Annotated in this window: 18 protein-coding genes; 9 read left to right on the top strand and 9 right to left on the bottom strand. The window is 40.2% G+C overall.

Annotated elements, in window-relative coordinates; all coding sequences use genetic code 11:
• The first annotated feature begins 78 nt into the window (after positions 1-78).
• The gene (gene recD / locus SOI81_RS15630; protein WP_320540976.1) at positions 79-1830 is read left to right on the top strand and encodes an exodeoxyribonuclease V subunit alpha; all 1752 of its coding nucleotides are present in this window, start codon (positions 79-81) and stop codon (positions 1828-1830) included.
• A gap of 701 nt (positions 1831-2531) precedes the next feature.
• On the opposite strand, the gene yfeW is transcribed toward recD, so the two are convergent.
• The gene (gene yfeW, locus SOI81_RS15625; protein WP_320540975.1) at positions 2532-3830 is read right to left on the bottom strand and encodes a serine hydrolase; all 1299 of its coding nucleotides are present in this window, start codon (positions 3828-3830) and stop codon (positions 2532-2534) included.
• 210 nt (positions 3831-4040) lie between these two features.
• On the opposite strand from yfeW, the gene rpsO reads away from it, so the two are divergent.
• From rpsO to SOI81_RS15610, 3 genes are all read left to right on the top strand, one after another.
• The gene (gene rpsO / locus SOI81_RS15620; protein WP_002114951.1) at positions 4041-4310 is read left to right on the top strand and encodes a 30S ribosomal protein S15; all 270 of its coding nucleotides are present in this window, start codon (positions 4041-4043) and stop codon (positions 4308-4310) included.
• A 256-nt stretch (positions 4311-4566) separates the two neighbouring features.
• Positions 4567-6654 (top strand): polyribonucleotide nucleotidyltransferase, encoded by a 2088-nt coding sequence (pnp, locus tag SOI81_RS15615; protein ID WP_171067952.1) that lies wholly within the window; start codon positions 4567-4569, stop codon positions 6652-6654.
• Between the two features lie 85 nt (positions 6655-6739).
• Positions 6740-7951 carry a magnesium transporter CorA family protein gene (locus tag SOI81_RS15610; protein WP_016142349.1) on the top strand — a complete coding sequence of 404 codons (1212 nt, stop codon included), beginning with the start codon at positions 6740-6742 and terminating at the stop codon, positions 7949-7951.
• Between the two features lie 229 nt (positions 7952-8180).
• Here the strand turns inward: SOI81_RS15610 and SOI81_RS15605 are convergent, their stop codons facing one another.
• From SOI81_RS15605 to priA, 6 genes are all read right to left on the bottom strand, one after another.
• Positions 8181-8510, bottom strand: coding sequence for a chaperone modulator CbpM (locus tag SOI81_RS15605; protein ID WP_002114963.1), 330 nt, complete (start codon positions 8508-8510; stop codon positions 8181-8183).
• Positions 8511-8521: 11 nt separating this feature from the next.
• Positions 8522-9478 carry a DnaJ C-terminal domain-containing protein gene (gene cbpA / locus SOI81_RS15600; RefSeq protein ID WP_206223834.1) on the bottom strand — a complete coding sequence of 319 codons (957 nt, stop codon included), beginning with the start codon at positions 9476-9478 and terminating at the stop codon, positions 8522-8524.
• A 145-nt stretch (positions 9479-9623) separates the two neighbouring features.
• Positions 9624-10235, bottom strand: a complete 612-nt coding sequence (locus SOI81_RS15595; RefSeq protein ID WP_320540974.1) for a LysE family translocator — start codon at positions 10233-10235, stop codon at positions 9624-9626.
• A 137-nt stretch (positions 10236-10372) separates the two neighbouring features.
• The gene (gene hslO, locus SOI81_RS15590; RefSeq protein WP_016142345.1) at positions 10373-11248 is read right to left on the bottom strand and encodes an Hsp33 family molecular chaperone HslO; all 876 of its coding nucleotides are present in this window, start codon (positions 11246-11248) and stop codon (positions 10373-10375) included.
• Between the two features lie 164 nt (positions 11249-11412).
• Positions 11413-13257: a monovalent cation:proton antiporter-2 (CPA2) family protein gene (gene kefB, locus SOI81_RS15585; RefSeq protein ID WP_016142344.1), complete on the bottom strand. Its 1845-nt coding sequence runs from the start codon at positions 13255-13257 to the stop codon at positions 11413-11415.
• A gap of 76 nt (positions 13258-13333) precedes the next feature.
• Entirely contained in the window at positions 13334-15562 is a 2229-nt protein-coding gene (priA, locus tag SOI81_RS15580) for a primosomal protein N' (protein WP_320540973.1), read from the bottom strand.
• A gap of 148 nt (positions 15563-15710) precedes the next feature.
• Here priA and gspF point away from each other — a divergent pair, with 148 nt between their 5' ends.
• The 4 genes from gspF (at position 15711) to csaA (ending at position 18586) form a co-directional block, all read left to right on the top strand.
• Positions 15711-16916, top strand: a complete 1206-nt coding sequence (gene gspF, locus SOI81_RS15575; RefSeq protein ID WP_320540972.1) for a type II secretion system inner membrane protein GspF — start codon at positions 15711-15713, stop codon at positions 16914-16916.
• Between the two features lie 23 nt (positions 16917-16939).
• Positions 16940-17491, top strand: a complete 552-nt coding sequence (gspG, locus tag SOI81_RS15570) for a type II secretion system major pseudopilin GspG (RefSeq protein WP_320139741.1) — start codon at positions 16940-16942, stop codon at positions 17489-17491.
• A 266-nt stretch (positions 17492-17757) separates the two neighbouring features.
• A complete protein-coding gene (locus tag SOI81_RS15565) occupies positions 17758-18102 on the top strand; it encodes a hypothetical protein (RefSeq protein ID WP_016142340.1) in 345 nt (114 codons plus the stop codon).
• Positions 18103-18247: 145 nt separating this feature from the next.
• Entirely contained in the window at positions 18248-18586 is a 339-nt protein-coding gene (csaA, locus tag SOI81_RS15560) for a tRNA-binding protein (RefSeq protein WP_320540971.1), read from the top strand.
• A gap of 1 nt (position 18587) precedes the next feature.
• On the opposite strand, the gene lnt is transcribed toward csaA, so the two are convergent.
• Both lnt and corC read right to left on the bottom strand, forming a co-directional pair.
• A complete protein-coding gene (gene lnt, locus SOI81_RS15555; protein ID WP_320540970.1) occupies positions 18588-20147 on the bottom strand; it encodes an apolipoprotein N-acyltransferase in 1560 nt (519 codons plus the stop codon).
• Positions 20144-20983: an HlyC/CorC family transporter gene (gene corC / locus SOI81_RS15550; protein ID WP_002114976.1), complete on the bottom strand. Its 840-nt coding sequence runs from the start codon at positions 20981-20983 to the stop codon at positions 20144-20146. Before corC ends, lnt begins: the two co-directional genes overlap by 4 nt.
• A 184-nt stretch (positions 20984-21167) precedes the next feature.
• Here corC and tusA point away from each other — a divergent pair, with 184 nt between their 5' ends.
• Positions 21168-21425 (top strand): sulfurtransferase TusA, encoded by a 258-nt coding sequence (gene tusA, locus SOI81_RS15545; protein ID WP_002053527.1) that lies wholly within the window; start codon positions 21168-21170, stop codon positions 21423-21425.
• Positions 21426-21504 lie beyond the last annotated feature (79 nt).

Genomic DNA, 21504 nt, shown 5'->3' with positions numbered 1-21504 from the left:
TTAACAAATACTTGACATGTGGATAAGCCTGTCTATAACCATGTGGACAAGCGTGTGGAAAACTAGGTGGATAAGTGTGTGGACAATCTAAATAGCTCTGAACAGGCCGATTTAAGCTGGTTAACAACGTGGAGTAACTTCTTAAATCAGGCTCCATTTACTGAACAATCGCAAGTGTCAGAAGCCACTTCTTACTTGCAGCAGCTTATTGAAGCGAGCTTGCAAGGCGATAGCTGTATCGATGTCAGTTCTGAGCAAATTGCCGCACTTGGTCAGCTTGTTATATCTGCTGATCAAGCAACTTCAAAAGTTGCGCCGTGCGTCTACGATGAGCAGGGGTTGGCATTATACCGATATTGGCACCTAGAGCAACGACTTGCAGAACAAATTTGTCGATTAAAGCAACAATTAATTCAACCCGTAGCTTGTGAAGACTATCTGGACCTACTCACCGATCCTCATCAACAGGCAGCTTTACAGATGGTTGCTCGGCAAAGCTTGAGTATTATTACGGGTGGGCCGGGTACAGGTAAGACTTATACACTGGCACGTATTATTGCTGTGCTGAGTCAGGCAATTCCGCATATTCGTGTGGCGATGGCCGCTCCAACGGGTAAAGCAGCACAGCGAATGCAAGAAGCTTTACAGAACTCGTTTAACGACCCTAAATTGCTTGAGTCTGGATTAGTTAGTGAAGAGCTAAGGAATCAGGGAACACAAACGATTCACCGATTATTAGGGATGGGACATAGCCAAACACCACGGTTTAATCAAAAACAGCCTTTGCCCTATGACGTAATTGTCGTGGATGAAGCTTCTATGCTGGATTTAAATCTAGCAACGTTATTATTTGAAGCTGTGCCCGAGTCTTGTCGAATTATCTTATTAGGAGATGCAAATCAGCTCGCTTCTGTTGATGTTGGGGCGGTTCTTGCAGATTTGCAGCAAATACAGGCATTGGCTGACAACAGAGTACAATTACAAACCAGTCGCCGTTTCGCTGAAGGGGCACTGATTGGGCAAGTTGCTAAATTTATTCAGGCGCAAACCCATCAACAAGATCATGTAGAAGTTTTGCAGAGATTTGAAGTTGATATTATTCAAGCCGCAGAATTAAAACCTATACTTCTACAAACAGATATGCCCGATGTGGTTCAGCTTGAATATTTACCAGAAGGGAATCAATTAGACCTAGATGTCTATTATCAAAAGCTCATGCTCGGTTTCCAAGGGTATGTACAAAGTCTAAAGAACTATTTACAAGAAGAGCGCTCGATTGAACAGGTTCAAAATGTAGTAAAAGCATTTGATGACTACCGTATTTTAACAGCTGTTCGTCATGGTCCGTTTGGGTTGCAGCAGTTAAACCAATATGCCCAGCGTTGGATACAGCAACAGTTATCAATCGTGACTGTCGGAGGGTGGTATGTGGGCCGTCCAGTAATGATGACTTATAACGATTATCAACTCGGTATTTCAAATGGAGACATTGGTTTGTGCTTTGAGCACAGAACTCAGCCACAGCAGTTTGAAGTATATTTTCCAAGTTTGAATAAATGGGTCGCTGCAAATCGATTGCCTAAAAGCATTCAAAGTGCTTTTGCCCTAACAATTCATAAATCGCAAGGGTCTGAATTTACACATACTGCTGTTGTTCTTGATCAGGCTGCAAAGAACTTATTAAGCCAAGAGCTTATTTACACTGCGATTACACGAGCTAAGAAAGTAGTCAGTCTTTTAGTTGACCAAGAGGCTTTAATACAGGCATTTACAGTTCGTACTACAAGAAAAAGTGGGTTAGTTCAAAAAGTTAATCGGTTAGTTCGTTAAGCCAAACTTAATATTTTTACACTTGTAAGAAAAAGCTTACATAGATTCGAGATATTTGCTGCTAGAGTACATCCCGTGTTTTTGAGATTATAAACGCACAACGAGCTTGGCAAGGAATGTCGGGCAAAATCGCACAATAATAACAACTTAAGTCGAGAGACTGCGAACTTACAATGAAGTAGGTGTATAAAGAGGAAACTTACAGCCGCTAAGCCTTGTAGTTTTGGGAGAGACTACAGGGCTTTTTTATATTCTAAATTTCACGGCCTTTCAAAAAGTATGACAAAACTTCGCTTTTAGCGTCATCTGCACGATGTTTTCTTGTAAAGATTTAAATCAATAATATCAATATATTTTTCTGTAATATGTTTTTAAAACAGGCATTTTTCCTGTGAATTGTTAAGTTAAATGTTATACAGAACTGTACGTTAAATGTTAAAAGGAGCCATTTGCCAAATATTAGACAGACCTGTACGTTTTTACTTACATGATGATAAGAAAAATACTACTTTTCTTCATAATTGGATATGTCACAATACATCACATAAGGAAATAGAAACAAAAACAACGGAAGTGAGTTAAAACAACAAGAAGGATGTGACTAGCATCTCACCAACGACAATAAAAACAGTAATAACACGATAAACAAAAACTACAGCGCCAAAAACCCAAGCAGAAATGCTTGGGTTTTTTATTTGCTTCTACACTAAGTCAGTCTCATGAGAGTCGCTACCAAATAAAGAACGGCGTTGATCTCTCGATATACGCGGACATTGTGCTGAGATTTGATAGAGAACTTTAGCTAAAGCAGGCAGGTGAGTACCCACTACAGATTTACCTGTTGTTAATAGGGAAACACTGATATCTCTTTCAGGGTCAGCCCAGCATAAGATATTAGAAAACCCTAAATGGCCAAATGCTTGTCCTGTCATTGGACCAAAAAGGCCGACAGGGTTGCTGCCTAACATTGGTCCTAAAGCATAGCGCATTGGAATTAATAACGTACGGTCAATATTAACGCCAGTAGTGGGAAGAGTCGCTCTGAAAATAGTTTTTTCACTGAAGATTTGCTGACCGCCATAGCTTCCACCACTTAAAAGCATTTCAAAGAAGCGGCCAGCTTGTTCTGCACTGGTGTAGATATTGCCGGCTGGGCAAATAGTGTCCATAAAGCGACTATCGTTCGTCACATCAACTGCAAGTTGCAAACCGCCACCTAAAACATGATTCAGATAATGATCGGTACCAAGGCGAGGGTGCAGACCTGTTGCACAGTTTAAGGCGACTTCTGAACGATATTCTGGTTTCAATCCATAGTTGAAATAAGGCATTCCCATCGGCTTTTCGATAGTTTGATGTACAAATTCACGTAAGTCTTGCCCAGTCACCCGTTCAATGACTTCTCCTAAAATGTAACCTGCCGTAACCGCATGATAGGCAAGATGATTGCCAGCGGGAGAAACAGGTCGAGCAGCATATAAACGTTTTAAAATTTCGTCTTTATCAAATAATAATTCTGGGGTGACATCGCCTTCAATATAGGGAATACCACCGCGATGTGCCAATAAATGAAAGATCGTTGCACGGCGCTTACCATTGACACCATATTCTGGAATGTAATAACTCACGGGGTCGAGCAAATTGATTTCACCTTTTTCATCTAATAGATGAATCAACATGGCTGTGATCATCTTCGATGCTGAAAATAGGCAAACAGGGGTATCTGGGGTTGCAATCAGCGCATTTTCTTGAAGACCTGCCGGAGAGTTCCCTTGGGCATATCCAATGCTTCTATTGAGCAAAATTTTACCTTGCCTGCGTAAACAGAAGGTAATGAGTGGATAGTTTCCGGTTTTATACAGTGCTTCTATACTTTTCCAGATTTTTTGAATCTGATGCTCACTCATTCCACCCTGTTCAGCAGCAACTTCGTCTTTTTGTCGAATGACTTGCTCAATATTGTCCGGTACTGGACAAGTGTTGGTTGAAAAAATTTTCACACGTCCCTCGCGCTTCTTTCTTTTTATTCAAGGCTAGTGTGCAGGGTTAAGGACCTGATGTCAGTGTCTAAAATGACAAGTTACTGAAAACTATTTTGCAATCCACCTATAGATACCTTAAAATAGGCGACTTGCTGTAGTGATGCACGGCAGTCAGTTGCCTCAACTGATTCATATCGTTTACTTTTTTAAGCATCTCGGAGAAATCGAATGGCTTTAACTAATGCAGACCGCGCAGAGATCATTGCTAAATTTGCTCGCGCTGAAAATGACACTGGTTCACCAGAAGTACAAGTAGCTTTATTGACTGCTCAAATCAATGATTTACAAGGTCACTTCAAAGCTCACAAACACGACCACCACAGCCGTCGTGGTTTGATCCGTATGGTTAACCAACGTCGTAAATTGCTCGACTACTTAAATGGTAAAGACCACGGTCGTTACACTGCTTTGATCGGTGCTTTAGGTTTACGTCGTTAATTCGATTTTCACTTTGTTTTCGCTATTTCGCATGTCGCAATGCTTTATCGCTGAAAAGAGAGTTTCACTTAATGTTAGGTTAAGTGATTTTTAGAAGGGGCGCTTGTGCGCTCCTTCTTTGCGTTTAACTTTTTTAAATAATTGATCTAGTGTGATGGCTTCTAAGCTTTGTCATTTATCTACCAATCGGTGTAGTCTGAATGCCAAACCTTAGGGGTCTCACTAGAATAAAATTAGGAAAATACAATACATGTCAATGTTTAATATCGTTCGTAAAGAATTCCAATTCGGTCAACATCAAGTCGTTTTAGAAACGGGTCGCGTTGCACGTCAAGCAAACACAGTTTTAATCACTATGGGTGGCGTAACTGTTTTAGTTGCAGTTGTTGCTCAACCTAAAGCAAAAGCGGGTCAAGACTTTTTCCCGTTAACAGTTAACTATCAAGAAAAACAATATGCAGCTGGTCGTATCCCTGGTGGTTACGGTAAGCGTGAAGGCCGTGCTTCTGAAGCTGAAACGTTAATTTCACGTCTTATTGACCGTCCAATTCGTCCGTTGTTCCCAGAAGGTTACTTCAACGAAATTCAAGTAACAGCAACTGTTGTTTCTTCTGACAAAACTATGGATGCTGACATTGCAGCAATGCTTGGTACATCAGCAGCATTGTCTATTGCCGGTACTCCTTTCCGTGGCCCAATTGGTGGTGCACGTGTTGGTTTAATCAACGGTGAATATGTTCTTAACCCGAACTTCGAACAGTTAAAAGAAAGTGACCTTGACCTTGTGGTTGCAGGTACAGAATCTGCTGTATTGATGGTTGAATCTGAAGCGAAAGAACTTTCAGAAGACCAAATGCTTGGTGCTGTGCTATTCGGTCATGACGAAATGCAAATTGCAATTCAAGCGATTAAAGAATTTGCTGCCGCTGCTGGTGCTGTTGAATCAACTTGGGTTGCTCCAACTAAAAACGAAGCGCTTCTTGAGCAATTAAAAGCAGCTTTCGAAGCTAAAATTTCTGAAGCATATACAATTGCGGTTAAACAAGACCGTTATGCAGCACTTGATGCACTTTATGCAGAAGCTGTAGCTCAGTTCGTTCCAGAAAATGACGAAACTGGTATTGCTGATGAAGTAAATGAATTATTCGAAGACCTTAAATACCGTACAGTACGTGACAACATCTTGTCAGGTAAGCCACGTATTGATGGTCGTGATACAAAAACTGTTCGTGGTATCGATGTTCAAGTTGGCGTATTAGACCGTGCACACGGTTCTGCATTATTTACACGTGGTGAAACTCAGGCGTTGGTAACAACAACTTTGGGTAATACACGTGATGCGTTAATGGTTGATACCCTTGCTGGTACTAAAACTGATAACTTCATGTTGCACTATAACTTCCCTGCATACTCTGTAGGTGAAACGGGCCGTGAATCTGGTCCTAAGCGTCGTGAAATTGGTCACGGTCGTTTAGCGCGTCGTGGTGTTCAAGCTGTTCTTCCTGCTGCTGACCGCTTCCCGTACGTGATTCGTATTGTATCTGATATTACTGAATCTAACGGTTCATCTTCAATGGCTTCTGTATGTGGTGCTTCATTATCACTTATGGATGCAGGTGTTCCGCTTAAAGCACCAGTTGCTGGTATTGCAATGGGCTTAGTGAAAGAAGGCGAGCGTTTCGCAGTACTTTCTGACATCTTGGGTGATGAAGATCACTTAGGTGATATGGACTTTAAAGTAGCAGGTTCTGCAAACGGTATTACTGCACTTCAAATGGACATCAAGATTGAAGGTATTACCGAAGAAATCATGGAAGTTGCATTAAACCAAGCATTTGCTGGTCGTATGCACATCCTCAATGAAATGAACAAAGTCATTTCACGTGCTCGTGCTGAAATCAGTGCTCATGCACCGACGTTTGAAGTAATTAACATTAACCCAGACAAGATCCGTGACGTTATTGGTAAAGGCGGCGCGACTATCCGTCAAATTACCGAAGAAACTAAAGCTGCAATTGATATCGAAGACAACGGTACAGTACGCGTATTTGGTGAAACTAAAGCTGCTGCTAAAGCTGCAATTGCTAAGATTCAAGCGATTACTGCTGAAGTTGAACCAGGTAAGATCTATGACGGTAAAGTAATCCGTATTGTAGAATTCGGTGCGTTTGTAAACATCATGCCGGGTACTGATGGTCTTCTTCACATTTCGCAAATTTCAAATGAACGTATTGCGAACGTAACTGATGTTCTTAAAGAAGGTCAGGAAGTGAAAGTACAGGTTGCTGATGTTGATAATCGTGGTCGTATCAAATTGACTATGAAAGACATTGAACAAGCATAATTGTTCTAGTGACATGAAAAAGTCCGCTTGATGCGGACTTTTTTTATGGCATGATGCAAGTAATACAAAAACAGATCATTGTGGTATGCAGGTTTATTACTTTTATCGCCATCAAGCTGACGGCTATGTCTTTTTAAGCCGTGAACAGCATAGTGAACATGTTCTGGAGTTTTTTTGGATTGATAGTGTCAGAACGGATGTGGTGAACCATAACGAAGAATGGCAACAAAAGATTCAACAGCTTTCAGGCGTGGTGATTAATGAATTTCATATGCGGGATATTGCCAATATTGAACATCCCTGTGCATTTGATACCCTTGAAGAATATGACCTGCTCATTTTTAAAAAGCTGGTTACACCTGATGATGAAATTAAACATGCTGAATCCCAAGATAGTGTTTTTGGATTAGCGACGACACCCATCAGTTTTATCTTGACGCCTGATGTACTGATTAGCGTGCGTGAGCAGGGCAATAAGTCGATTGAAAACTACATTCAACGTCTCGAAAATATTTTATGTAAAACTTTAGAAGAGCAAAATAAGACCCGTAAACTGCCAAATTCACCAGTCGATTTATCGTTGCGACTTTTAAATAGTATGGTAGATGGCTATCTTGATATTCGCTCACCATTGACCAGAAGGGTTGAGCATTGGCAGCAACAATTACTGCAGGGAAATCGCCGTTTCAAACAATGGCACCAACTATTTCATGAAAATATGGCCTTTCAACAGGTTGAAAATTTATGCGAAGAGCAAATCGAAACCTTACAAGAATTCCGAGATGAAATTGTAGAAAATTACCATCATGTAGTTGGTAGTCATATTCGTAATTCTCAAGATATTTTATTGGTCCGATTAAATGATTTGATGAGTCATGTTGAGCGTATCCAAAAACATACTTTGCGATTACGCAGCGCAATTCAATCAGCAATTGATTTGCATTTTTCAGCGATTGCAAACCAGACCAATGAAAACATGCGGATTTTGGCAATTATCACCGCAGTTTTTGCACCGCTTACCCTTTTAACAGGTATTTATGGAATGAACTTTGAGTTTATTCCTGGTCTTAAATCGCCAGTTGGTTTCTGGATAATGTTAGGGGTGATGCTACTGAGCACGATTTTGCTTTTGTACTATTTTTATCGACAACATCTAGTTGGGCGTGGTGAAAAAAGTGTGATTGATTTATTGGCTCAACAGCATCGTCAAAATCGGATGAATTTGTTTTGGTTTTTGGAATATGAACCGATTAAGCAGACTTTGAAGGAAGTGGAGAAGATTACTCGGTTAAAGTAATAGGAATTTTCAAAAATCAGTAAATTTGAGTTGTTAGTACTGCCTCAAATTTAAGGATGAATTAGATGTTTTTTGTATAGGCTTATCCTTACTTTTGACTGGGCAAAAGTAACAAAACCCTTTATTGGACTGACGGTACATCCATGTTACCGCAGTCCAAAAGGCGGCATCCCTGCCACCCATCACCTTAGTTTATGCATGTTTGAATGGTTATTTAGAAGAATAAAACTCAATGAAAATGCTTCAACTGTTTTCTAAGTTGTTGTACTTCATCAATCAAATCTAACATTACCGCAACTGCTGCTAAACTTGCGTCAAAGTCACGTTGCAGACGATAAGCTTTACGAGCACGTGCGACATCTTCGCCCATAAACTGATGTGCTTCAGGTGTGTTCTCGACTGATAAAATATCATATTCAATAAGCTGAAGAATCCAGTCAGGACTTTGGCCACAAGCTTGAGCAAATTGTTGTAGGTCAAATGTAGATTGTTCATCAACGACCTCTGCACTAAAGGTATGGCCGTCATATACAATTTCTCGATAGTGAATGGTTGTCATGATCTTGCTCCCTAATGAGATGAACGAGGTTCGAATGAAGCAAAGGCTTCTGCCAATTGCTGATACGCTTCTTTTTCTTTTTCAGAATTTGCAGGGGGGAATACAATATTTAAAATTAAATACAGATGCCCTGGCGTTTTATTTGGTATCCCTTTGTCTTTTAAACGTAGCTGTTGTCCTTGTTTTGCATTTTTAGGTAAATTGACATTTAAAGGCCCTGCTGGTGTTTTTACTTCAATACCTTGGCCTAATGCTGCTTCCCATGGAGTTACATCTACAGTCAAATACACATCACTGCCTTCGACATGAACACGGTCTGTATCTTTATACTGGATCTCAATATAAAGATCGCCGTTTGCACCACCGTTGATCCCACTTTGGCCTTGTCCAGTTAAGCGGATTTGCTGACCTTCTTTCATACCTTTTGGTATTTTGACTTGAAGTGTTTTGCGTTGAACTTCAGGCTCGCCATAAGCATTCATGGTTGGGATTTGCAGGGTAATCTGTTGGGTTGATCCGTGATAGGCAATATCAAGATCAACCTCTATGCTGGCATGTTGATCTTCACCGCGATAACTACGTTGTTGTCTTTGATATTGTTGTTGCCCACCGCCAAAGCCTGCACCAAAGCGACCAAATAAATCTTCAAAACCGCTAAAGTCTGCTTGCTCACCACCTGTAAAGCCTTGACGATAAAACTGTGCTCCATCAAAGCCTCCTTGTGCAGCACCTTGACCAAAATTATTAAAACCTTGAGGGTGATCTAACATCTGGTCATATTCGGCTTTTTTATCAGCATTACTTAATGTGTCATAAGCAACATTAATCGCCTGCATCTTTTCTTCTGCATCTTTTTCTTTGCTGATGTCTGGATGATATTTACGGGCTAATTTTCGATAAGCTTTTTTAATTTCATCAGCAGAGGCTTTGCGTGTAACCCCTAATTCTTCATAATAATTTTTTGCCATAATGTTTTATCACGATGGTGTTGTTTATTTCATTATGAAACGATTTTTAGAGGTTTCAATAAGCTAGATTGTATAAGAGTTGTTCTATTACGAAATGAAATTAATAGGAAGAGGTATAGACAAATTAGCCCATACCTCTAATGAATTAGATAAAGCTCTGATACAAGCCATAAAGGGCAATCAGTAAAAGTAATACACCACATAGACCTAATATTTTGGGATATAAATGACTGTTAGAAAGACGGCGGAAAAAGATATAAACCAAAGATAAAGTGAGGAAGTCTAAAGCAATCCATGTCAGGGTAAGTATGGTTAAACTTAAATTTAACTGAGGGGTAATAGAGACGAATTGCGGAAAGAAAGCTGAGAAAAAGATAATATCTTTAGGGTTCGAAATACCGACGAGAAAGCCTTTTTTAAAGCCGCCATTTTGTGCGGAAACGGTTTGTATTGCTTCAGGGTGAGGAGCCTGAATCACTTCTTTGAGAATACTAAAACCCAAATAACCAATATATAGACAACCTAAAATCCGAATGATATTGAGATAACTATCATTAACACTCAGCACTCCTTTTAATACGAGTACTGAAATAAAAATTAAAATAAGCGAGGCTAAGTTCGTACCAAAAATTGTTTCAAGTGCTTTTTTATAGCCTCCTTTGAGTCCAGCGCTTGCAACTAAAATCATGACAGGACCAGGGGTCGCAATCATAATAACTACGCTAAAAATAAAGAGAAAATAATCAAAATAATTCATGGTATTTAGGCATCTTATTTATTGGGTTATAAAGTAGCCTTATATTATCCTATTTAAAATAACATATTGAAAATTATCATCAAAAAATACAGCTAAATAAAAAGGCGGTGTAACCGCCTTTTTATAAAGTTAAAATATTAACTTAAATGTTCACCAAATAATGCTAAAGCTTCTTCAGCGGTAAATGTGTATTGCGTATTACAGAACTGACAGTCCATACGAATCGGGTTCTGTTCTTCTAGGGTTTCATGAACAGCATCTACACCAATTTGAATCAGCGCATTTGCACAACGTTCTTTTGAACATGTACAACCAAATTTTAATGCTTCAATTTCTGGTAAACGAACTTCTTCTTCGTTATATAAACGATATAAGATTTCGTTGGCATCTAAATTGGTAAGCTCTTCAGCTTTTAATGTTTCAGTTAACATCGTCAAACGTGGCCATAAATCTTCATCGACCAAGTTTTGCTCTTCTTCATCATGACGTGGTAAGAGTTGAATCAGTAAACCACCAGAACGCTTATCTGTACTTGCCAACACAATGCGCGTTGGAATTTGTGCAGACAAATCGTAATACTGCATCAAGCAACCCGCTAAAGTCACTTGATCAAGCGGTACAATCCCTTGATAACGTTCGCCAAACTCCGGTTCAATATTAATAAATAAAACTGGGTTAACGAGAGCGCCAAGAACTGTACTGCTGTCTGTTGCTTCAGCAAAGCGAGGGTCGGTTTCATAGTCCGCTAGAGCACGAACCTCCCCTAAATGGTTACATTCAGCCATCGCCCATTTGAAGGTGCCGCTAGCCTGGATTTGCAAGCTGATACGGCCTTTGATTTTTAGTGTACTTGCAAGTAATGCAGTCGCACTCAACATTTCACCTAGCAGAATTTTAACAGCAGGCATATAGTCACGTTGAGCTAAGATAGTTTGTAGGGCTTCTTCTAGATGAACTACTTCTCCACGTACTGGAAAGTTCTCTATATAAAAGCGTTGGCGTAAATCAGACATAATATTCTCCAGGGCCCTAAGCAGAGTATAACTATTTCGTTTTAATCAAGCTTAGGAAATGCAGCGAAGCCGCAAGCCGGACAGGGGGCAGCTTTGTGCCCATTGTCCAATTATTTAGGCAATGTGAATAAGTCCTTAATATAGCCATTTTCTGAAATCTCAAGTTATTCTAGATGATCTCTTGTAATGTCGATGCGATTTGGTTGTAAATGACGCTTTAAATTAACATCATGTTTTGATGTAGCTTGTTGCTGCGCATCACTTTCAAACAAATGTTCAAGCTCGGCTAAGGCATTACGATGTGTTTCAAAAATCTTCTGTTCATCAGTATAAATACTTTGCTGCTGTATGAGCAATTTCTCATCATAATCCCGAAAGATTTCGATATTGTTATAGGCTTGTTCATCAGAGATACCGAGTTCTCGCAAGGCACGATAAGCCATTCCTAATGAAGATAAATACGTCTCACGCCAAATATATTCAACACCTAAATCTCTTAAAAGATGGACATGATGGCGGTCACGCGCGCGAGCTAATAGCTTTAAGTGGGGATAATTTAATCTAAGATGACGCGCGACATTCATGGAGTCTTCAACATCATCAATCGCTAAAATAAATACCTTTGCTTTTTCAATACCGGCAGAACGCAGTAAATCCGGTTGGGTCACATCGCCATAATAGAGCTTACCGCCGTATCGACGAACGAAGTCCACTTGCTGAAGATTGTTATCGATGGCAGTAAAACCTAAATGTTGCAGGCGAGCAATACGCGCGATAATTTGTCCAAATCGTCCAAAACCAGCAATGATAATCGGGTTATCCTGCTGAGGAATTTCATCGTACTCAGGTGGACGTTCTTTATTAAATAGAGGAATGACCTGAGTTGCCATAATCCAGTAAATCACTGGGGTAAGGACCATCGACAACGTTACAATAAGGGTCACTGGCTCTAATAGAGCCTGAGTTAAAATCTTCTCACTTTTTGCAAGACTCAAAATGACAAAAGCAAATTCACCACCTTGAGCTAAACAAGTCCCAAGAAGCAGACTATTGTTCCAACTGTATTTTTTATAGCGAGCAATCGCAGTCAATATCAGCGTTTTGATGAGTAATAAACCGACTGCGCCACCAATAATAAGCAATGGCATATCAATCAGTAGTGACAGCTGGGTGGTCATACCCACAGTCATAAAGAATAAGCCAAGTAGTAAACCTTTAAACGGTGCAATACTTGCTTCAACTTCGTGACGGAACTCTGAATCTGCTAATAATACGCCTGTGAGGAAAGCGCCTAATGTGGTGCTAATTCCTAATGTATCCATCAGCAAGACAACAGCAAGAATAATAAATAATCCTACTGCTGTAATAAGTTCAGTCGCTCCACTTTTAGCAACAAAGCGAAAGAAGGGACGCATTACATAGCGGCTAAACAGAAACAGGCCAGTAAAGGTTGCAATAATAGCTGCAAAATAAGCGACGCCATGATGGGTTGATTCTGTTCCTGCCAAGAGTGGAATGATGGCAAGTAAGGGAATAGCTGCTATATCTTGAAAGAGTAAAATGGAAAAAGACTGCTGACCATAAGTCGTATTGAGTTGCTGTTTTTCAGTCAGAAGCTGTAATACAAAAGCGGTAGAAGACAGCGCAAGGGCAAAACCAATCACAAAGCTGACAGAAAGCTGCTGTTGAAACAGTAATAGTATGATCAACATAAGAATGCCCCCGCTAATGAGGACTTGTAGACTTCCCATCACAAAAATAGAGTCACGCATTTCCCACAAACGTTGTGGGCGTAACTCTAAGCCGATTAAGAACATCAATAAGATGACACCGAATTCGGCAAGTTCCATAATCGCTTCCGGGTCATGTGCAATATTTAAAACACTAGGACCCAGAAGTATTCCTGTAAATAAATAACCTAAAACTGTTGCTATCCCTAGGCGTTTGCCAAGAGGGACTAAAATCAGAGAAGCTCCAAGAAAAATTGTTGCTTGCAGTAGGAATGACATTCATTGCCTCGAATGTATTAGTCTCTTTTAAGTTTAAAGCCAAAAAGGCTTCTTCACACCATGATATTCAAATCATCTAATTAAATTCTTGCGGATCAACATCAATTGATAGTCTGAGTTGATGCTGACGCGGTGCATTAACCAATTGTGACCACCATTGTCTTAAGTAAAAATGTAGGCGAGCACGGTCAGCAGATAAAATTACCATGTGGGCACGGTAGCGTCCTGCTTTACGCTCCATAGGGGCTGGAATTGGTCCCCAAATATCAACAATGTCACCTGCAATTTGGCGTAATTGTTCCGCCGCTTCATTTAAGAAATGTAAGGTGTAGTCGCGATCTTTGGACTCTGCACGTATCAGTACGGCATAACGATAAGGCGGCAGCAATGCGACTTTACGTTCTGCAAGCGTCTGTTTGGCAACCGCCCGATAATCTTTTTCAATGAGAGTCGTTAGTAAAGGGTGATCGGGTCTTAGGGTTTGTAAATAAACATGGCCTTTATGTTCGCCACGGCCTGCACGTCCAGCGACTTGTACAATCAACTGCGCAGTACGTTCTGGCGCACGAATATCGACACTCAGTAAGCCCGCATCAATATCTAAAATAGCAACTAAGGTGACGTGTGGAAAATGATGGCCTTTTGCCAACATTTGAGTGCCGAGCAAAATTGTTGGTTTGTTTTGATGAATACGGTCATAGATTTTTTGCCAGCTACCCACACGACTTGTGCTGTCACGGTCAACTCGAATTACTTCATGTTCGGGAAATAATTCTTGTAAGTGTTCTTCGACCTTAGCTGTCCCTGCTCCTAGGGTTTTTAAACTCTTTTGCTGACATTCAGGGCAATGGTCTGGCAAGCGATGAACGGTACCACAGTGGTGGCAATGTAAGTAAGAATAAGGCTGAGTATGTAAAGTAAAATGCGCATCGCAATGTGGACAATTTGCTTGCCAGCCACAGCTTTCACACACCAGTACAGGTGCATAGCCACGACGGTTTAAAAAGATTAAAACCTGTTCTTTTCTGGCTAGGGTATTTTTAATCTGTTCGATTAAAGGTTGGCTAATGCCATGCTGTTTTTTGACAATTTTAAGGTCAATCAAATGCATTTTAGGTAAGAGCGCATGGCCTGCACGTTGGTTAAGTTGCAGTGCAGTTAATTTGCCAGTTTCGACCAAATAATAACTATCGATGCTCGGTGTTGCTGAACCTAAAATAACAGGGCAGTTTTGCAAGTGACCTCGATAAAGTGCGACATCACGTGCATGGTAGCGGAAGCCTTCTTGCTGTTTATAAGACAGATCATGTTCTTCATCTAAAATGATTAAACCTAAACGTGGCAGTGGTGTATAGATCGCAGAGCGTGTCCCTAAAATAATAGATGCTTTACCAGTTTGTGCCTGTTGCCATGCTTGTAAACGTTTAGAGTCATTTAAGCCAGAGTGCAAGAGAGCAATATCACAATTAAAACGAGACTTAAACCGAGAAATGGTTTGAGGGGTTAAACCAATTTCAGGAACCAAAACCAATACTTGCTTACCTTGCTTTAGCACTTCGTGCATGATGTGCAGATAAACTTCAGTTTTACCACTTCCAGTTAAACCATCTAACAAGAAGGCTTGGTACTGATGTTGCGCGTTTATGACGTGCTGGGTTGCCTTCTTTTGGTCTTCATTGAGTGTGAGCGGCATTTGTGCCAATTGAACAGGTGCGGGGCTAAAGTCGTGCGGTTCAAGTGTGCAATCTACTAGCCCTTTCTTTTGAAGCGCTTTAAGGGTAGCCGTTTCTACACCACTTAAATTGAGAATATTTTCTGTAGTTCCGGCAGGGTGTAACTTTAAAATCTGATAAGCATCTTGTTGCTTTACCGAGCGTTTAAGAAGTGCTTCAACATTATCGCAGGGTGTGATTTTCCAAAGATGAAACAAAACATCCATCGGTTTGCCCTGACGCAATAATGCAGGTAGGGCGGTTTGCATGACCTCACCAATTGGAAATTGGTAATACTGGGCTGACCATGTCAATAAACTTAAAACTTGTTCATCTAAAATAGGCTCATCATCTAAAAGTTCAGAAATGGCTTTAAGTTGAAAGGTGCCTGTAAATGGTTCATTTGGGTTCACTTTTTCAGTAATGATACCAATCAGGTTTTGGCGTCCAAATGAAATAGCGACGCGTGAGCCTACGCGGGCCCGTTCATATTGTGCTTGGGTGAGTGTATAGTCAAAAGTGTCGTACAGATGCACAGGTACGGCTACACGCACACGATAAACAACTGAATCAGGCTTTGGCGTTATGGTCATAGAGGCTCATTTCGTCAATTTTAAAAAACGGCATAGCGTCGTGAAGAGGACTTGGGTATTCTACACAGGCTATAGAACGAATATGAATGATTGCGTAGCATAGATGCAACAGCAGCGACTATTATTTTTGGAAAATTAGAACATTACCATGCCTGCATATCAATTTACTGCCATTGATGCTTCAGGGAAGCAGCAAAAAGGGGTGCTTGAGGGAGACTCAGCGCGCCAGATTCGCCAACAATTACGCGATAAAGCATGGACTCCCATTAGTGTCGATCCTGTTGAACAAAAAGATAAACATCAGAGTCAGGGGTTATTCCAAAAAAAGTTTAGTGCTTATGATTTGGCGCTCATGACCAGACAACTTTCCGTTTTGGTTGCAGCTGCTATTCCACTTGAGGAAGCCCTACGCGCAGTGAGTAGGCAAAGCGAAAAAACACATGTACAAAATCTTTTATTATCTGTGCGTTCCCGAGTCTTAGAAGGCCATTCACTCGCACAAGGTATGCAACAATCTGGACGGTTTCCAGACCTTTATATTGCTACGGTTGCTGCGGGGGAGCGTTCGGGGCATTTAGATCTCATTTTAGATCAGCTCTCGGATTACACTGAAAACCGCTTTGCCATGCAAAAGAAAGTTCAAGGCGCCATGATTTATCCCATCATTTTAATGCTGATGTCTTTTGGTATTGTGATGGGCTTAATGACTTATGTGGTGCCAGAGATTGTAAAAACTTTTGATCAAAATAAAGATGCTCTCCCGTGGATTACCGTCGCTTTAATGAAAGCCAGCGATTTTATTCGACATGCTTGGGTGTTTATTATTCTTTTTACAGTGGTGGGTGTTATCGCATTCGTTCGGTTTTTAAAAACCACTGCTGGACATTATGCTTTTGATCGATTAACACTCAAATTGCCATTATTCGGTAAACTGTCACGTGGTATTAATGCTGCACGCTTTGCTAGTACCTTATCTATTTTGACCCGTTCAGGTGTCCCTTTGGTCGATGCCTTAAAAATTGGTGCGGCAGTAACCAATAACTGGGTTATCCGCGATTCAATTGTCCACGCGGCTGAGCGTGTGACAGAGGGCGGTAACTTAGGTACACAGCTTGAGCGCAGTGGTTATTTCCCACCAATGATGGTACAAATGATTCGTAGTGGTGAGGCATCAGGCGAACTGGACCGCATGTTAGAACGAGCATCGACCATGCAAGACCGTGAGGTGACGACATTTATTTCCACCTTACTGGCATTACTTGAACCGCTTATGCTGGTTTTAATGGCAAGCATTGTACTGGTTATTGTAATCGCGGTTATGCTGCCAATCGTAAATATGAACAATATGATTTAATAACTTTGATATTAGAGATAATGATGAAAGTAAAAAATATTCAAAGCGAAACACCGATGGAACAACATAGTGAATCTGCGGTTTCAAATCAGTTTGAGCCAATGTGCCATTCCGAGCAGAGTTCTCCATCTTGCGTTCGGACAAAGCTTCGCTTTGTTAATCCTCACTCAGGCTTTACCCTCATTGAAGTGATGGTCGTGATTGTAATTTTAGGCGTGTTAGCTGCTTTAATCGTACCAAATGTCATGGGGCGTAGTGAAAAAGCTAAAATTGATACGACTCAAATTGCATTAAAGGGTGTGGCGGGTGCTTTAGATCAGTACAAGCTTGATAACGGCCATTTCCCAACTATGCAAGAAGGTGGGCTAGATGCTTTGGTTAACCAACCTGCTACAGCGAAAAACTGGATGCCGGGTGGTTATGTAAAAGGTGGTTATCCTAAAGACAGCTGGAAAAATGATATTCAATATGTCATTCCTGGGGCAGATGGGCGAGCTTTTGATTTGTACTCATTTGGAGCAGATGGCAAAGAAGGGGGTGAGGGTAATGATGCAGATATTTATTACCAACCTTAATTAAAATGTAATGGAGATTATCAATTCAGTTAAACAGTTAAAATGATAATACGAATTGATAATCTCTCTCAATCAGGAAAATATAATAAATAATTGAAAATTATAAAATTAAATTAATATTAATATTTGAGATTTATAATAAGAATTATTCCCATATTTAATAGTTACAAGAAAGTTAAAATGTTGAGGAAAATAAGCTATATATTTAAATAAAAGCTTTGCATAATAAATAAAAAGCACTTTATTCAATTAAAAGGAGAGATTAAATGAAAGCATTTCTCATATTAGATGAACTGACTCAGTTTCATTGGGTAATGCTCAAGTCTGTCCTATTGATTTTGGGTTTATTGCCGATTGCTGAAGTTTCATTAAAGTTATGGATGAGTACCGAGGGAAGTAGTCAAATCATGATTGGCTTCTTTGCATTAAGTATTGTGAGCGCATGGTTAATGGTGAGCTTCTTTACCGCATTAAAAGCGAGTGTTTGGCAAGCTAAACAAATATCTACTCAATATGAGCAATTACTTTTTAAAGCTTACCGTTATGTACCCATGGTCTTTTTATCGAGTTTAGTTGCTTATTTATCTTTGCAGTTATCGATCGCTTTTTAATGATAATTTAAAACTAAATTTTTAAATAAAACGTAGACTGAAGATCTACGTTTTATTTTTTAACTGGACTTAAAAATAGGGTGTTTCTTCATTTGTACATATTATATGCTTCAAATCAGCAATTTAAGAAAATGAGAAATATGAAATGGATCAAATCGAGTGGAATGATTTTTTAAAAGTAGAGCTTCGCGTTGGTAAAATTATTCAAGCTGAGGTTTTTGAAAAGGCGCGTAAACCTGCTTATATTTTGCATGTAGATTTTGGTGAAGAATTGGGTGTACGTAAATCAAGTGCGCAGATTACTAAGCTCTATCAGCCACAAGATTTGGTGGGTAAATTAGTTGTTGCCGTAGTGAATTTCCCTAAAAAACAAATCGGACCTATCCAGTCGGAATGTTTAGTGACAGGGTTTCATAATGCAGATGGTGATGTAGCACTTTGTATCCCAGAGTTTGAAGTACCTCTGGGTACAAAGTTATTGTGATTTAGCGGCGGGATTTAAAAGAAACGTCAACTTTACGTGGACGATATACCCAGCCTAGAACGAGCAGTAATACTGCAAATCCTAACACTGGATAATCACCTAAACGGTTATAAAGCGTTTGACCTTGCATAGCAGGTAAGTCACCTCTTAAGACAAACTCTTTATCGATTGGTGCTTGTTCAGTGATATGACCATTTTGATCAATAAACGCTGTTACACCAGTGTTGGTTGCACGAATAAACCAACGGCCATTTTCTTTCGCGCGCATTTGCACCATTTGCAAATGTTGCCATGGGCCCGCAGTACCCGTGAACCAAGCATCATTCGAGACAGTAACTAAGAAGTCACTGTCCTCTGCATTACGTCTTGTTAGGTTCGGATAAGCCACTTCATAACAAATTGCAGCAGCAAGTGCATGCCCTTTAATTAAGAGGGGTTTCTGGTCACTCTCACCACGTGTAAAACCGCTCATGCTAATATCATTTTGCATGGCTGGTAATACCCACGAGAGTAAACCTGAAAGAGGAATATATTCACCAAATGGAACAAGACGCTGCTTTTTATAGAGTCCACTTGAGTCACTGCCAGAAGCCATAATACTGTTGTAATACAGCGGGCTACCAACTTGATGTGATTTTTCGAAATCCCAATAAGGAATGCCAGTTACCCAAGCTGTATGGTTCTTTTTCGCTTGTGCATCCATTGCATCCAAAAATGGTTCAATATCAGTTTGGAAAAGTGGAATTGAAGACTCAGGCCATACAATCAGGTCACGACCCCATTCAGATTGAGTTAAACCAGCATAAATTTCTAATGTTCTAACTTGATATTCAGTTAACCATTTTAAATCTTGTGGAATATTACCTTGAATGAGTGAAACGCTAAGCGGTTTGGCATCTTTAGGTTTTACAAACTGTATGTATGATGCTCCCCATGCACCTAAAATCAATAGGGCAGATGGGATAATCCAGAAAATACGCTTGCGTAGAACTTCAACTAAAGCACATGCTAATACAATGACCACGAAGGAAATTGCATAAATACCAAATAGCGGTGCATAACCATCGAGTAAACGCTCGGTAAAAGCATAACCTACAAACAGCCATGGGAAACCTGTAAATACCCAAGTTTTTGCCCACTCGAAAACAATCCAAAGCGGCGCAAAAGTTAGTGGTGTTTCAGGGAAGAATCGTCGGTAAACCCATGTCTGAAATGCCGTAAATAAGCCCATCACAAGGGCCATAACAGCAATCATACACACGCTTAGAAAAGCATTGGTATCGCCATATACATGGATGGAAGTATAGAGCCAGAAAGCGCCTACAAACCATAAACCAAAGCCGTAGCTCCAACCAATAGCAAAGGCTTGTTTAGCTGAGCGCTTATGTAGTGTTGCATAGAGTAGGGCCGGAGATAAAATTGCCAACCACCACCAATAATAAGGTGCCAGTGAAAAACTGAATACGGCACCTGAAAATAAAGCAATGAGTAAAGGAAAAATTAAAGGAAGCTGTTTTTGTTGTTGCGAAGAATCTAACAGCTTTTCAAAGTATGCTCTCATTGACGTACAGCTCGAATCAGATGAATAGTGCGGGCATCTGCTTCAACGATTGTAAATAACCAATTTCCAAGCTCAACAGTTTGACCTTGTAAATCACTTACCAGACCAATCTCTTGAAGCAATAAACCGCCGACAGTTTCTACTTCATCGTCAGAAAAATCAGCATCTAAAACAGTATTGAAATGTTCGATTGGTGTAAGTGCTTGCACCATCCATGCATTTGCTACCGTATGGTCATTGTCAGGAACAATGTACTGAGCATCTTCATCAACCGTGTCGTGCTCATCTTCAATTTCGCCAACGATCTCTTCAAGAATATCTTCAAGCGTAACAAGACCTGCTGTTGAGCCATATTCATCAATCACAATCGCAATGTGAGTTTGAGTATGTTTCAACATACGTAAGACCTGATCGGAACGTGCACTTTCAGGAACAAATAAAGGTTGGCGCATAAGAACTCGAATATCAACTTTGGTATTCGGCTCAGTTAGAAACGGCAACAAATCTTTTGCGAGCAAAATCCCGACAACATTGTCAGGCTGATCGGCAGAGAAGACTGGAAAGCGTGAGTGAGCAGACTCAACCAGTACATCAAGAATATCAAGTAATTGATCATCTTCTTGCAAACTGATCATTGCTGTTCGTGGCGTCATGACTTCACGAATTTTTGTAGCTGGAAGGTCAAGAACGCCTTCAAGCATAGCAACGGTATCTGGTTCTAAAAAGCGGCGTGAATTTTGGACTAATTTTAATAATTCATCACGGGTTTCTGGCGCTGTACCTAACCATTTTCGTAAGCCTCGCATTCCCCACGACGGACTTGGTTCCTCTTGCATGATCTTTCCTAAAGACTCAATGTATCAAATGAATATACAGATCATACCGAAGAAAAGATGCTTATGCATCTATAAAACAAGCTAAAAGACAAAACGTATATTGTTATGTAAAAGCCAGTTACAGTTAACAGCTCAGTAATTTGTTTATGCTAAAATGTGAAAATTCTATTTGTTCGAGTTTGTTATGTCAGAGCAACCCATTTCACCTACTGTACAACTCAATACGCGTGGATTACGTTGTCCGGAACCTGTGATGATGTTGCATCAAGCCATCCGCAAATCTAAATCTGGGGATGTGGTTGAAGTGTTCGCAACAGATAATTCGACTTCGTGGGATATTCCTAAATTTTGTATGCATTTAGGCCATGAGTTGCTTTTGCAAGAAGAACGCTTAGATGAAAACGGTCATAAAGAATTTCATTACTTAGTAAAGAAAGGGTAAGGTTTTCTAGATTAAAAAAGCCCCGAATAATCGGGGCTTTTTACTATTACATATTAGGATATGAGACACGACTAGCAAA

Source organism: Acinetobacter pittii (genome assembly GCF_034067285.1).
Classification (GTDB): Bacteria; Pseudomonadota; Gammaproteobacteria; order Pseudomonadales; family Moraxellaceae; genus Acinetobacter; species Acinetobacter pittii_E.
This window is presented reverse-complemented; position numbering and strand designations above follow the sequence as displayed.

Bases quoted from the DNA above. Each gene is read 5' to 3' on its own strand.
- SOI81_RS15605 (WP_002114963.1), bottom strand. From the start codon at position 8,510: ATGACAACCATTCACTATCGAGAAATTGTATATGACGGCCATACCTTT.
- gspF (WP_320540972.1), top strand. From the start codon at position 15,711: ATGCCTGCATATCAATTTACTGCCATTGATGCTTCAGGGAAGCAGCAA.
- rpsO (WP_002114951.1), top strand. From the start codon at position 4,041: ATGGCTTTAACTAATGCAGACCGCGCAGAGATCATTGCTAAATTTGCT.
- SOI81_RS15565 (WP_016142340.1), top strand. From the start codon at position 17,758: ATGAAAGCATTTCTCATATTAGATGAACTGACTCAGTTTCATTGGGTA.
- pnp (WP_171067952.1), top strand. From the start codon at position 4,567: ATGTTTAATATCGTTCGTAAAGAATTCCAATTCGGTCAACATCAAGTC.
- tusA (WP_002053527.1), top strand. From the start codon at position 21,168: ATGTCAGAGCAACCCATTTCACCTACTGTACAACTCAATACGCGTGGA.
- corC (WP_002114976.1), bottom strand. From the start codon at position 20,983: ATGCAAGAGGAACCAAGTCCGTCGTGGGGAATGCGAGGCTTACGAAAA.
- SOI81_RS15595 (WP_320540974.1), bottom strand. From the start codon at position 10,235: ATGAATTATTTTGATTATTTTCTCTTTATTTTTAGCGTAGTTATTATG.
- lnt (WP_320540970.1), bottom strand. From the start codon at position 20,147: ATGAGAGCATACTTTGAAAAGCTGTTAGATTCTTCGCAACAACAAAAA.
- cbpA (WP_206223834.1), bottom strand. From the start codon at position 9,478: ATGGCAAAAAATTATTATGAAGAATTAGGGGTTACACGCAAAGCCTCT.
- hslO (WP_016142345.1), bottom strand. From the start codon at position 11,248: ATGTCTGATTTACGCCAACGCTTTTATATAGAGAACTTTCCAGTACGT.
- gspG (WP_320139741.1), top strand. From the start codon at position 16,940: ATGAAAGTAAAAAATATTCAAAGCGAAACACCGATGGAACAACATAGT.
- SOI81_RS15610 (WP_016142349.1), top strand. From the start codon at position 6,740: ATGCAGGTTTATTACTTTTATCGCCATCAAGCTGACGGCTATGTCTTT.
- csaA (WP_320540971.1), top strand. From the start codon at position 18,248: ATGGATCAAATCGAGTGGAATGATTTTTTAAAAGTAGAGCTTCGCGTT.
- priA (WP_320540973.1), bottom strand. From the start codon at position 15,562: ATGACCATAACGCCAAAGCCTGATTCAGTTGTTTATCGTGTGCGTGTA.
- kefB (WP_016142344.1), bottom strand. From the start codon at position 13,257: ATGTCATTCCTACTGCAAGCAACAATTTTTCTTGGAGCTTCTCTGATT.